The sequence below is a fragment of the Paenibacillus sp. FSL F4-0236 genome (assembly GCF_038000135.1).
In the GTDB taxonomy this organism is placed as follows: Bacteria; Bacillota; Bacilli; order Paenibacillales; family Paenibacillaceae; genus Paenibacillus_AQ.
Genome location: NZ_JBBOBK010000001.1, coordinates 5,386,547 through 5,398,741, shown reverse-complemented (window position 1 = coordinate 5,398,741; position 12,195 = coordinate 5,386,547). Strand labels below are relative to the sequence as shown.

11 protein-coding genes are annotated in these 12,195 nt (G+C 45.7%); 9 read left to right on the top strand and 2 right to left on the bottom strand.

Annotation, left to right across the window (positions count from 1 at the left end; genetic code table 11):
• Window positions 1-103: 103 nt before the first annotated feature.
• The 4 genes from purH to ilvA all read left to right on the top strand — a co-directional run bounded on the left by purH (window position 104) and on the right by ilvA (window position 5,981).
• Window positions 104-1,651: a bifunctional phosphoribosylaminoimidazolecarboxamide formyltransferase/IMP cyclohydrolase gene (purH, locus tag NSQ29_RS24095; protein ID WP_341126286.1), complete on the top strand. Its 1,548-nt coding sequence runs from the start codon at window positions 104-106 to the stop codon at window positions 1,649-1,651.
• A 23-nt stretch (window positions 1,652-1,674) separates the two neighbouring features.
• Window positions 1,675-2,940, top strand: a complete 1,266-nt coding sequence (purD, locus tag NSQ29_RS24090; RefSeq protein WP_076300197.1) for a phosphoribosylamine--glycine ligase — start codon at window positions 1,675-1,677, stop codon at window positions 2,938-2,940.
• Between the two features lie 286 nt (window positions 2,941-3,226).
• Window positions 3,227-4,522 carry an SEC-C metal-binding domain-containing protein gene (locus NSQ29_RS24085; RefSeq protein ID WP_341126285.1) on the top strand — a complete coding sequence of 432 codons (1,296 nt, stop codon included), beginning with the start codon at window positions 3,227-3,229 and terminating at the stop codon, window positions 4,520-4,522.
• Window positions 4,523-4,718: 196 nt separating this feature from the next.
• Window positions 4,719-5,981: a threonine ammonia-lyase IlvA gene (ilvA, locus tag NSQ29_RS24080; protein WP_341126284.1), complete on the top strand. Its 1,263-nt coding sequence runs from the start codon at window positions 4,719-4,721 to the stop codon at window positions 5,979-5,981.
• A gap of 86 nt (window positions 5,982-6,067) precedes the next feature.
• Here the strand turns inward: ilvA and NSQ29_RS24075 are convergent, their stop codons facing one another.
• Both NSQ29_RS24075 and NSQ29_RS24070 read right to left on the bottom strand, forming a co-directional pair.
• Window positions 6,068-7,009, bottom strand: coding sequence for a hypothetical protein (locus tag NSQ29_RS24075; protein WP_341058849.1), 942 nt, complete (start codon window positions 7,007-7,009; stop codon window positions 6,068-6,070).
• Between the two features lie 47 nt (window positions 7,010-7,056).
• Window positions 7,057-7,719, bottom strand: coding sequence for a DUF1129 family protein (locus tag NSQ29_RS24070; protein ID WP_341126283.1), 663 nt, complete (start codon window positions 7,717-7,719; stop codon window positions 7,057-7,059).
• Between the two features lie 183 nt (window positions 7,720-7,902).
• On the opposite strand from NSQ29_RS24070, the gene NSQ29_RS24065 reads away from it, so the two are divergent.
• The 5 genes from NSQ29_RS24065 (at window position 7,903) to NSQ29_RS24045 (ending at window position 12,195) form a co-directional block, all read left to right on the top strand.
• A complete protein-coding gene (locus NSQ29_RS24065) occupies window positions 7,903-8,106 on the top strand; it encodes a hypothetical protein (protein WP_042184766.1) in 204 nt (67 codons plus the stop codon).
• 235 nt (window positions 8,107-8,341) lie between these two features.
• Window positions 8,342-9,172, top strand: coding sequence for an alpha/beta hydrolase (locus NSQ29_RS24060; RefSeq protein WP_341126282.1), 831 nt, complete (start codon window positions 8,342-8,344; stop codon window positions 9,170-9,172).
• A gap of 85 nt (window positions 9,173-9,257) precedes the next feature.
• Window positions 9,258-10,034 carry a DODA-type extradiol aromatic ring-opening family dioxygenase gene (locus tag NSQ29_RS24055; protein WP_339268666.1) on the top strand — a complete coding sequence of 259 codons (777 nt, stop codon included), beginning with the start codon at window positions 9,258-9,260 and terminating at the stop codon, window positions 10,032-10,034.
• Between the two features lie 243 nt (window positions 10,035-10,277).
• Window positions 10,278-11,375, top strand: a complete 1,098-nt coding sequence (locus tag NSQ29_RS24050) for a DUF3048 domain-containing protein (RefSeq protein ID WP_341126281.1) — start codon at window positions 10,278-10,280, stop codon at window positions 11,373-11,375.
• A 202-nt stretch (window positions 11,376-11,577) separates the two neighbouring features.
• Complete coding sequence (locus tag NSQ29_RS24045; protein ID WP_042184774.1) at window positions 11,578-12,195, top strand: DUF47 domain-containing protein; 618 nt, start codon at window positions 11,578-11,580, stop codon at window positions 12,193-12,195.

Below are 12,195 nucleotides of genomic sequence, written 5' to 3'. Positions count from 1 at the left end.
CAGGGTATTTCTCGGGAAATATTGCATAAGCGGCGTTATGTGTCGCGTTGTGGGTTTTCTTCATATTAAATCGCACGTACAACCTGAAGGAGGACTATTCAAAGTGAGTATCAAAAGAGCGCTAGTCAGCGTATCGGATAAACAAGGTATCGTGGATTTTTGCCGCGAGTTGTCTGCATTAGGCGTAGAAATTATCTCTACAGGTGGAACAAGCACGCTTTTGGCTAAAGAAGGTGTTCCAGTCATCGGGATTTCCGATGTGACAGGATTCCCAGAAATCATGGACGGACGTGTCAAAACCTTGCACCCTGCTGTACACAGTGGATTGCTTGCGGTTCGTGATAACGAGGAACACACGCGTCAAATGAAGGAGCTTGGTCTGGACTACATCGATCTGGTTGTTGTGAATCTGTATCCTTTCGCGGAAACGATCGCAAAACCTGACGTATCTTACGAGGAAGCCATCGAGAATATCGATATCGGCGGACCTACGATGCTGCGTTCTGCGGCGAAGAACCATGCTTTTGTGAGTGTAGTGGTGGATGCTAATGACTACGCTACTGTACTTGAAGAGGTTCGCGCAGGTGGAGATACAACGCTAGAAACACGCAAATGTCTTGCGGCAAAAGTGTTCCGTCATACGGCGGCTTACGATGCCTTGATTTCCGATTATTTGGCTAACGTTACTGGCGAGCCTCTGCCAGAGCGCTACACCGTGACTTATGAGAAAATTCAGGATCTGCGTTATGGCGAGAATCCGCATCAAAAAGCGGCGTTCTATCGCAAGCCATTGGCGGCACTGGATACACTCACTGCGGCTGAACAATTGCACGGCAAAGAGTTGTCTTATAACAATATCAACGATGCTAACGCAGCACTACAAATCGTGAAAGAATTTGAAGAGCCTGCTGTCGTAGCGGTTAAACATATGAACCCTTGTGGTGTAGGTGTGGGTGAAAGTGTATACGAAGCTTATCAAAAAGCTTACAACGCGGATCCAACTTCTATCTTTGGTGGGATTGTAGCAGCAAACCGGATTATTGATGCAGACACAGCGAACCTGCTGAAAGATATTTTCCTCGAAATCGTGTTGGCACCAGGCTTTACGGAAGAAGCACTGGAAATCCTTACGAAGAAAAAGAATCTCCGTTTGCTCAAAATCGGTAACCTTAGTACGGCTAGTGCGCGTAAGAGCAGCTTTGTAGTTACCTCTATTGATGGAGGAATGGTTGTACAGGAGAGCGATGTGCACTCTGTGAACCCAGATGATCTACAAGTCGTTACGGACCGTAAACCAACCGAGGAAGAATTGAAACAATTGTTGTTCGGATGGAAAGTAGTTAAGCATGTGAAATCTAATGCGATTGTGCTGGCTGCTGATGATATGACCGTTGGCGTAGGTGCAGGACAGATGAATCGCGTTGGTGCAGCTAAAATTGCAATCGAACAAGCTGGTGAAAAATCTAAGGGAGCCGTACTCGCTTCCGACGCGTTCTTCCCAATGGGCGATACGCTTGAAATGGCAGCAAAAGCAGGAATCACTGCAGTGATTCAGCCAGGCGGCTCCATTAAAGACGAAGAGTCAATTAAGGTCGCTAATGAGTATGGTATTGCTATGGTCTTCACAGGCGTCCGTCATTTCAAACACTAGAGCACTGGGAGGATCATATTCGGATGGATATTTTAGTGGTTGGCGGCGGCGGCCGGGAACATGCGATGATTTGGAGTCTATCCCAAAGCCCCAAGGCAGGTAAAATCTATTGCGCACCCGGCAACGCCGGGATTGCGCAGTTAGCCGAATGTGTGCCGATCGGAGTATTTGAGTTCGATCGTCTGACGGCTTTTGCGAAAGAGAAGGAAGTAGGTCTTGTTGTAATCGGCCCAGATGATCCACTCGCTGCTGGGATTGTGGATGCTTTTGAAGCACAGGATATTCCTGTGTTTGGCCCACGCAAGAATGCGGCGGAGATCGAAGGCAGCAAAACCTTTATGAAGGATCTTTTGCATAAATATAATATTCCGACAGCAGCCTATGAGAAGTTCGACGACTATGAAGCTGCGCTAACTTATTTGCGGGAACAGCCGCTTCCGATCGTAATCAAGGCAGATGGTCTGGCTGCAGGAAAAGGCGTGACGGTTGCTTATTCGTTGGAAGAAGCAGAGCAAGCGCTTGCTGATATTATGGTCACTAAGGTATTCGGTGAGGCAGGCGCTCAGGTTGTTATTGAGGAATTTCTAGCTGGACAGGAAATGTCGATTCTGGCTTTTGTCGATGGAGAGACGGTGCGTCCTATGGCTGCTGCCCAGGATCATAAGCCCGTATTTGATGGGGATAAAGGTCCTAATACCGGCGGAATGGGTACCTATTCGCCTTTACCACATATTGATGAGGCTATTATCCAAGAAGCGATCGAGACCATCATTAAGCCGACGGCAAAAGCTATGGTGGACGAAGGTCGTCCCTTTAGCGGTGTACTATTTGCGGGACTGATGATTTCTCCTGAAGGGAAACCAAAGACGATTGAGTTTAATGCTCGTTTCGGTGATCCTGAGACTCAGGTCGTGTTGCCTAGACTCAAGAGCGACTTGCTAGAAATCTTTCTGGCGGTCACAGAGGGCAGACTTGCAGATATCGACATTGAATGGAGCGACGAAGCGGCTGTATGCGTAGTTCTCGCTTCGGGAGGATATCCAGGCCCTTATCCAAAGGGTGTACCGATTGAAGGTCTTGAAGACAGCCAAGGAGGGCTGATCTTCCATGCTGGTACGGCGCGTGGTGAAGACGGAAGCTGGGTGACGAATGGTGGCCGGGTACTAGGCGTGGTAGGCCTAGGTGCTACGATTGCTGAAGCTCGTGTTGCAGCTTACGCTAGAGCCGAAGGAATTTCTTTTTCCGGAAAACAAAGCCGCAGCGACATCGCTATGAAAGCTTTGGTATAAGGATAAAGAACTGTATCTAGCATTTTTTGCGCTTAAAGTCCTAAAAAAGGACTGACAAGTGATAGAAGAAGTGCTATAATACTACACGTACGGGGGAAAATGTGCGGATATATACAGATAAGGGTCTTTCCGATCATGGGAAGGCCCTTTTAAATCGGAGTCCTTCAGACTTTGTGAAGTAACCTTATAAAGGATGCCTCGTGCCTGGAAATGATGATACTTATAGTGCATACTAGCGATACGCTTATGGCGAATGGCTACTCACAGATTTAAGGAGGAATTCGTTTTGAGTAAGATTGGAAGAAATGATATGTGTCCTTGCGGAAGCGGGAAAAAATATAAGAAATGCTGCCTTGGTAAAGAAACTTCTGCAGTAGAGTCCATTATGCAACTTGTAAACAAGGAAGAAGCGGCAGCTAGCGAGACTGTGGCTGAGAAACAGGAACCCGTAGCACAACCTGAAGTGAAGCTAACTCTTGCTACGCTCAGAAAAAAAGTGTCACGTGATCTGAATTGGGAGCATCCAGCACATGAACAACTGGCGCTGCACCTTATTGAGAGCATGAGAGAAAGCTATGATAGAGAGCTTATTTGGGAAGCTCTAGTTCTGTGGAATGGTTATTCCCGTAAGATTAAGCCTGCTGTGAAGAAAATGGGCTCTTTCTGTGCGGCGATCGAATTTATTTTGTCTGAAGAATATGGCTTCTCCCTAACACAAGCGGATCTTGCTACCAAGCATGAGGTTACTACGCCTACCATCTCTAGAAAGGTCAAAGAGATGCTCAATTACATTGAGGAATACGGCATGGGTGGTGCGGAAGAAGAATTACTTTTGCTGAATATCTCAGGCAGTCCGAAGGATCAGGAGCAAGCACTATTACAAAAGGCTATGCAAACCAATTCATCCAACCGCCGGATACAGTTAGCTGAAGCTGCACTAGAGGTTTATCCGGACAGTCCGGATGCGTATCTCATTTTGGCTGAGGAAGCAGAGAATGAAGCAGATGCTCGTGCTTTTCTAAAAGCAGGGATGGATGCAGGTGAACGTGAGCTTGGAGAAGCCTTTTTCGCTGAGAACAAAGGACATTTCTGGGACCTCCACGAGACTCGTCCATACATTCGAATTTGCAAAAGCTACGCCGACTCTTGTTGGTTTAGCGGAAATGCAGAAGAAGCACAAAAAGTACTTGAGCACATTTTAGAGCTGAATCCTGAAGATAACACAGGTGCGCGTTACCTTTTAACGGCTGCGTATCTCTACACCAACAAGCTCAAGAAGACAGAAAAGGTGCTGGAAAAGTTCGGAAATGATGCAGCGGCGACAGTAGCTTACGACCGGATGGTCTTAGAATATAAGAAGAATGGGATTACTTCCCAACTGAAAATGTTGTACCGCGTAGCGCGGAATGTGAACAAGCATGTGCCGGATTATTTGTTAGGGATCAAAAGATTGCCGCATAACCTTCCGGATTTTGTGGGAATGGGCGACGCTAATGAAGCTATCGAATATGTGATTGTACACTCGCGTTTGTGGACAAGCCTACCTGATCTGCTGAAGTGGATGCTGAAGCAACAGGATTAGTAGAATTCAGATCTTGGACGGACATGAACTTAAAGAGGCTATGGGAGATTCCTGTAGTCTCTTTTTTAATATAAGAAAGTATAAGATTTGCATCAATAATTGTATTGCATACAGCGGACAATGCTTGAAAAAATGTCTTTGGGAGAGTATGTTTACAAGAAGTAGAATGAATAGATGATAGTGAGGCGAGAGGGTTATGAGAGAAGAGGAAGACCGAATCGTAGGAATGGAAGATATCGTACGGGCTCATCACGTACTGCGGGAGGTCATCATCCGGACTCCACTACAGCGTGACGCCGTACTATCGGCCAAGTATGATTGCGATGTATATTTGAAGCGCGAAGATTTGCAGATTGTCCGTTCTTTTAAAATCCGCGGAGCTTATAATATGATTCGTAGTCTATCTGCAGAAGATAGAGCTAAAGGTATTGTCTGCGCGAGTGCAGGAAATCACGCACAAGGTGTAGCCTATTCCTGTAAGGCACTTGGAATTAAGGGCAAGGTCTTTATGCCCAGCACTACACCTAACCAGAAGGTTAAGCAAGTTCGACGGTTCGGCGGTGAGTTTGTTGAGGTCATTCTGAAGGGCGATACCTTCGATGATGCTTATGATGAAGCGCTTCAAGCTTGTATAGATCACGGAATGACATTGATCCACCCGTTTGATGAGCCGAGAATTATTGCAGGCAATGGAACGATAGCGATGGAAGTGATGGAGAACCTGGATCACCCTGCGGATTTTATGTTCGTAACGATTGGTGGGGGCGGTCTGGCAGCAGGAATAGCCACTTATGTGAAGACGGTGAGTCCATCTACTAAGTTGATTGGTGTGGAACCGCTTGGTGCTGCTTCAATGACTGAAGCGATCAAGCTTGGAGAAGTGGTAACGCTAAAAGAAATTAACAAGTTCGTGGACGGAGCGGCTGTAAAGCGCGTTGGCGGACTGACTTATGATATTTGTTCCCGGCATCTGGATGACATCGTGATGGTACCTGAAGGCAAGGCTTGTACCACCATTCTGGAGCTGTATAACGAGAACGCTATAGTGGTTGAGCCAGCGGGATCCTTACCTATCGCAGCACTTGATCAGTACCGTGATCAAATCCGCGGGAAGACGGTCGTCTGTATCATTAGTGGGGGTAACAACGATATTGACCGTATGCAGGAGATCAAAGAGCGGTCACTGATTTACGAAGGCTTAAAGCACTACTTCATGGTGAACTTCCCACAACGGGCAGGTGCCCTGCGTGAATTCTTGGACGAAATCCTCGGTCCAGAGGATGATATTACCCGTTTCGAGTACATCAAGAAGCATGATAAAGAGAATGGTCCCGCGCTTGTAGGCATAGAGCTATTGTCCATTGAAGCTTATGAACCACTTATCGAACGGATGCAGCAGAAGGGTGTAGATTATGTAGAAATCAATAAGGATTCCAATCTCTTTAACATCCTTATTTAATTTCTTTCATCACTTTAATCATTTCGTTAATGAACATAGAAAGGCCCGTCCCAGAATGAATGGGGACGGGCCTTTTGTATATCATACTAGAGAGGTAATTCAGTCTTACGGTATTGTTCGACTTCATCTGTTAATTTATAATCTTTGTCCTTCATCAATTTCATGAAGCCATCTAGTTTCTGCAGGAATGGGCTGTTGTCTTTATTCTTGGTGAGAATGCTAGAGTAGGCTTTCTGCGCCTCCAAGTCCATTTCAAGATTGTCATAATGGAAAAGGGGCGTGTTATTCTGGCCGTAAAACGTATTGTTAACATAGGTAGAATATAAGGATTTCACGGCTGAAATTCGGTTCGATTTCGGATAATTTAGAATAAATTGCTCTTGAGATAGTGCTCGCGCAGCTACATCGGTCCAACCAATGACAAGCCCGTTATCCTTGGAGGAGGGCAGATCAGACTCCGTAGCCATAATGGATAGATACGCGCTGATATCGTCAGTGACATAAAGTTTATATTTGCGGTAAGCCTCATAATCGATCACCGGGAAAAAAGTGCCTTCCGCGGTCTCCAGTTTATATCCATTTTCGCTGGCACTCTTCAGCAGTGTGCGCAGAGTTAGATCTTCTGTGGCATCAGCAAGGGTCTTCATACTTGCGCCAGCTTTATAGATGGCGGTGAGCTTCCGCTGGACATTGCTGGTACTGAATTTGCTCTCCCACGCCGGAAGCGCCGCCTTGTGCAAATTCTCAAGCTTCAGTGTCATTATCGTGGCACGATACGAACCTACCGCATACATATTGGCGTTCAAATATTTAATAGCTTCGGGTAACTTGTTAGAGGAAGACAACAGCGGCAATGCTGCTTTATAGATAGCCTCCGCATGATTATTGTTTGCTGTCAAAGCATTTGCCTTAGTGCCTCCCACAGGAGGGCTGGCAGCGCCTTCAGCTTGAATCGTTCCTATAGGTACCGCGCCTAGTCCCAATGTTACTGCTAGAACAGAATAGAGAATATATTGCTTCTTATTCATGAAAGTTCCCCCTGTCTATCGGATGAAATATGGGTGGAGCATGACTTTTATTTTCTAAAAAATATAAACTTTAGTCCAATTGCCCCAATCAGGGAAACAATTAAGCTTACCCACGGGGATAAAGTTATGACCGGAAACAATCGGTCGAGGTACAAGCCAATGAATACGGCAACTACGGCGATTCCGATATAGACGCCAAGGCCCTTGATATCAAAGGGTTTGGCTTTAGGTGCATCCCCCTCAGACAAGGAGGTTAACCATTTCATAATAAGTTCGATCAAGATAATGGAACCTGCCCCAACAGCGAAGAGGGTGAAGAGGCTAATCTCTCCGAACATCCCAGGTGATCCGTTAGTCCATTGCAAGAAGAGTCCACCTATAGCAAAGATCCCGAACAAACAGGTTAGAGCCGCGCAGGGAATCATCAAGTAATAGTTCCATTTGCTGCGTGCTGAGCGTGTGGGAACGCTGTCTATGATTTCTTTAAAATAATCATCCGGATTCTCGCCAAACACCTGTTTAGCGTTTTTACCTTTTTTTTGTTCTTTCAGAAGCAGCTTGGCTGCATCCAGTAAAAGTTCTTCAGCGCGGAGAGCCTCAACCCTACTGGCCCGCATCGTTAGGATCATATCTTCAAAATAGGATCGATTGAAAGGCGACATCTGCTCACGCAGGGCGTTATTTTCCTTAATCATATCTTTCACTTTCATAATAGGGATGTAAACCTCCAGTAGTGTTAATCGGTATAGTCTTTAACCTAGAGTATACGTTTGCCTGACAGGTCAGCGCAAGGACAAGCATTTCTATTTTCCTATGCATAATCCTTTTATAAGAGTGAACACTGATAATGTTGTTGCTTGATCAATATAGCTTTGGGAAAGGTTGGGAGCTTTATGGAACATGAGAACAAGAAAGAACAGGACAGTGTCATGGGCAACGGTTTCGAGCCTACGCCCAATCATTCAATGGGGGATTGGGGCGGCTCTGATGGATTCAGCATGTGGAATTCCACAGAAGAACCAGCAACAGAGGGTGCGCTTAAGGATTGGGAAGGCAGTCAAGAAACCCATGAGATGTTTAACGACAGCTATGATTGATTGACGACCCTGGAAGCTCATCATGCGATTGAAAAACAGCCAGTCTTCATTATTTTGGAGACTGGCCGTTTGACGTTCCGGTTTATACTCCGAATTTGCTCTTGCAAATTACTAAGATCTGTCCCGTTCCTGTTGACAATATGAACGAAATCTTTATAATAAGAATATAATTCACACTAAGTTAATCGGAATTCTAATAAATTAAAATAATGATTAAATATAGGAGGTTACGGCAATGGAACGGAATATTGTAATTCGGCATAACGGCGAAGAATTGACAGCGAGCATCCATTATCCGAGTAAAGAGAAGGGAACTTCCACACGTTGCAAGGACAGATTGCCATTAGCTGTAATCTGCCATGGATTTGTGGGTAACCGGATTGGAGTCGATCGGATATTTGTCAAAGCAGCTCGTGAGCTGGCGCAAGACGGGTATATGGTCATTCGATTTGACTATGCGGGCTGCGGCGAGAGCAGCGGTAATTACGGCGGGGAGGATATGGAGTCGATGATCGCTCAGACTAGAGCGGTGCTCGATTACGGAATTAGCTCTGCCGATGTGGATCCACAGCGTGTGACGCTTATTGGCCATAGTCTGGGTGGGGCGGTTGCGCTTCTGACAAGTATTCGTGATCGCCGCGTGAAGAATCTCGTGCTGTGGGCCTCCGTGGGATATCCCTTCAATGATATTGTGAAGATCGTAGGGCGGGAGGCGTATGACCGTTCGGTGAAGAATGGATCGGCGGATTACGTGGGTTACTCGTTCACACCGGTATATTTCAATTCTTTGGCGGCCTTCCAGCCTTTCCAAGAAGCTAGTAAATTCAGCGGTGATGTGCTCGTCATTCATGGTACGTCTGACGATGTCATCCCCGTGGATTATGCATTCCTTTACCAGAAATTATTCTGGACACGTCCTGAGGGACGATGCGATAAAGAGATCATTTTTCAAGGTGATCATACCTTTTCTTCTGGGCAAGCACAGCAGCAGCTGCTTAAGCGGACAAGAGAGTGGATGAACGAACAGGAGCATGTGCAGACAGAGTGGCAAAATTGGATGATATAGGTGATGGACTTTACTCGCAATAACTTGAAATTAGCGGTAAAATAAAGATGCACACCATATACTGGGTTATGGAGGTTGGCATCCTATGAAATTACCGTCATTTTTTATCGCGCACGGTTCTCCGCTCCTCGCACTGGAGGATAACGAGTATACCCGTTTTCTGGAGCGGCTTGGTCAAGAACTAGAAGCACCACGGGGTATAGTAGTATTCTCAGCGCACTGGGATAGCCCAGAACAGCTACTCACCATGGATGAGAAGCACGAAACACAACACGACTTCTACGGATTCCCTGAAGAAATGTATACGCTGACCTATCCAGCCCCAGGCGATCCAGCTCTAACCAAGCGGATTTCCGAGCTCTTTAAGGGTAACAATCTTTCACATCAGCCCGTTCTGGGGCGAGGACTCGATCACGGAGTCTGGGTAATACTGAAAAAAATGTTTCCGAAAGCCGATATTCCGGTAGTCGCTTTATCCGTCGATTCACTACGTTCTCCGAAGGAACAGTACAATATCGGGCGGATGTTAGCCCCTCTGCGTGACGAAGGCATACTGCTGATAGGAAGCGGTGGACTTGTTCACAATTTGCGGATGCTTAATGAAAGTGATCAGCCTGAAGAGTGGGCGCTTGAATTCGATGCGTGGATTGCCAAGGGGTTAGAATCTTGGGATTTACCTTCACTGTTTGCTTATGAGAAAACAGCTCCGCATGTTCGTGATGCGGTTCCATCTTACGGAAGAGAGCATTTCGCACCTCTCTTTTATGCGATGGGAACAGCGGATGGCAGCAGGAAGGCAGAGCGAATATTTCAAGCGTATCAATATGGGACATTAAGCCTCAATTGCTGGAAGCTAGACTAAATGGATAAGATGCACGCAGGGTACAGCCGGAGATCGGCTGTGCCCTTTTTTAAAATATAAGAAAGTAAAAGTTTCACGCTATGCATTATCCTTATATTTCTCGCTTAACCGTATATCGTCCTAATAAGGACGCTGAAGTCGATTACACTTGATGCAAGCGGATCAAGACAAATGGGACTGGCTGTGATTAAATGGAAGAAACCAGTTAAGATACATAAAACGTTTAGGAGGAACTACAAGCTTATGAAAGTAAACTGCTCTTCTTCCCGTCTATTATCTGCCCTTGTACTAAGTACCCTATTGCTCTCCGCTTGCGGAACAGAGAGTGCAAATAATGTAATTGCCCCGACACAGCAACCTACAGCAGATCCTGCGCCAATTGAAACGATCCAACCATCGCCTACAGCAGATCCAACTGCTGAACTCGTTTCCGGATTAACAGGTCTTCCCGTTTCTGAAAACAGTCTCCCACGTCCCTTAGCTGTTATGATTAATAATGCTCCAGCGGCCCGGCCACAGTCGGGGGTGAGTGAAGCGGATATTTTATATGAGGTCCTTGCTGAAGGTGGCATTACGCGGTTGATTGGTATTTTTCAAAGTCATACCGGAGTGGTCAAAATCGGACCGATTCGCAGTATTCGCCCTTATCTGCTCGATATTGGCGAGAGCTACGGTGGTGTGACGGTGCATGCCGGGGGGAGCCCCGCGGCTTATGCTATTTTGCAAAAAGAGAAAAAAGCAGATATGGACGAAATCGGTCGTGCCGGAGCTTATTTCTGGCGGGACAAAGCACGTAAAGCCCCTCATAATCTCTACAGTAATGCAGCGAAGCTGCGGGAAGGTGCCGAGAAGCTGGGTTATGACAAAAGTGTGAAGGTGCCAGGGTATCTTTTTAACAATCCAGATTACATACCGACAGGCGGAGAACAGGCCGCTGAGTTTAGCGTAAACTTCTTGCTTAAAAGCTATAAAATTGACTATAAATACGATACTCAGCTCCAGACCTATCAGCGTTACGTGAATGGTAAACCACATTTGGATCTGAATAACAATAAGCCAGTAGAAGCTGCAAATGTGATGGTGATGGGTTCCGATCATAAAGTACTTGATGATGTTGGAAGACTTCAGGTTGATGTGGAGCTTGGTGGAGAAGCGTTGCTCTTTCAGAGAGGACAGGTCACAAAGGGCAGATGGTCGCGTGAGCCAGGTGATGTGATTCGGTTTGTGAAGGATGGTAAAGAAGAGCTAATGTATCCAGGAATCACCCATATTTTGGTTGTCCTTAATTCACCTTCATTTAGCAGTCATGTGGTATACGGCGGAGCAGATAGTGCAACCTAAGAAAGTCGGAATATCCAGTGTTATACAGATTTGTGTTCGGAATTATGGGTAAGTGTTAATAGAGTGTAAAAAAGTTCATTTCTATAGCTTCTATACCTTCTACGGATATGTTAAGATAACAAGGGTTGTCATTCATTTTCATGCTTTTTACATATGGGTGACTCTGTACTCACGGTAATATTATGTAAAGGGGTTTAAAACAATGAAGTTGAGAAAAAAGGACATATTCTTTGAGACGCTGGAAAATATGGCGGATACCATTGTCCAAGCTGCAGATTATTTTGCTCAGAATATCACTGATCTCCAGAATAATGTCGATAGTTTCGCTGCAGAGATGAAGAAGTACGAATCCCAATGTGATACTTACACGCACACCGTAATTAAGGAACTGAACAAGACGTTCATTACGCCACTTGAGCGTGACGACATTATGGACTTGATTACAAGCATGGATGATGTCATTGATGGCTTGGAGGCATCTGCCTCACGTTTCTATATGTACAACCTTCTTGACCCGGATGAATACATTGTACAATTTGCCGAAATCCTTCGTCAGTGTGCTTATGAAATCCAAAAAGCGGTTCATTTGCTTTCCCAGAAGAAGCTGCTGGCCATTCGTGAATATACGATCCGTTTGAATGACCTTGAGAATCAAGGGGACGAAGTCCTTCGTATTTGTACCAAAGCTCTATTTGAAACCGTTAAGGACCCGATTGAGCTGATTAAGCGCAAGGAATTATATGAGCGACTCGAGACCACTACAGATAAATGTGAAGATGTAGCCAACATGTTGGAATCGATCATCATGCGCAACTCATAA

What these genes read in the sequence shown, in the direction of transcription:
- purD (WP_076300197.1), top strand. Translation starts at nt 1,675, where the DNA reads ATGGATATTTTAGTGGTTGGCGGCGGCGGCCGGGAACATGCGATGATT.
- ilvA (WP_341126284.1), top strand. Translation starts at nt 4,719, where the DNA reads ATGAGAGAAGAGGAAGACCGAATCGTAGGAATGGAAGATATCGTACGG.
- NSQ29_RS24075 (WP_341058849.1), bottom strand. Translation starts at nt 7,009, where the DNA reads ATGAATAAGAAGCAATATATTCTCTATTCTGTTCTAGCAGTAACATTG.
- NSQ29_RS24070 (WP_341126283.1), bottom strand. Translation starts at nt 7,719, where the DNA reads ATGAAAGTGAAAGATATGATTAAGGAAAATAACGCCCTGCGTGAGCAG.
- NSQ29_RS24065 (WP_042184766.1), top strand. Translation starts at nt 7,903, where the DNA reads ATGGAACATGAGAACAAGAAAGAACAGGACAGTGTCATGGGCAACGGT.
- NSQ29_RS24060 (WP_341126282.1), top strand. Translation starts at nt 8,342, where the DNA reads ATGGAACGGAATATTGTAATTCGGCATAACGGCGAAGAATTGACAGCG.
- NSQ29_RS24055 (WP_339268666.1), top strand. Translation starts at nt 9,258, where the DNA reads ATGAAATTACCGTCATTTTTTATCGCGCACGGTTCTCCGCTCCTCGCA.
- NSQ29_RS24050 (WP_341126281.1), top strand. Translation starts at nt 10,278, where the DNA reads ATGAAAGTAAACTGCTCTTCTTCCCGTCTATTATCTGCCCTTGTACTA.
- NSQ29_RS24045 (WP_042184774.1), top strand. Translation starts at nt 11,578, where the DNA reads ATGAAGTTGAGAAAAAAGGACATATTCTTTGAGACGCTGGAAAATATG.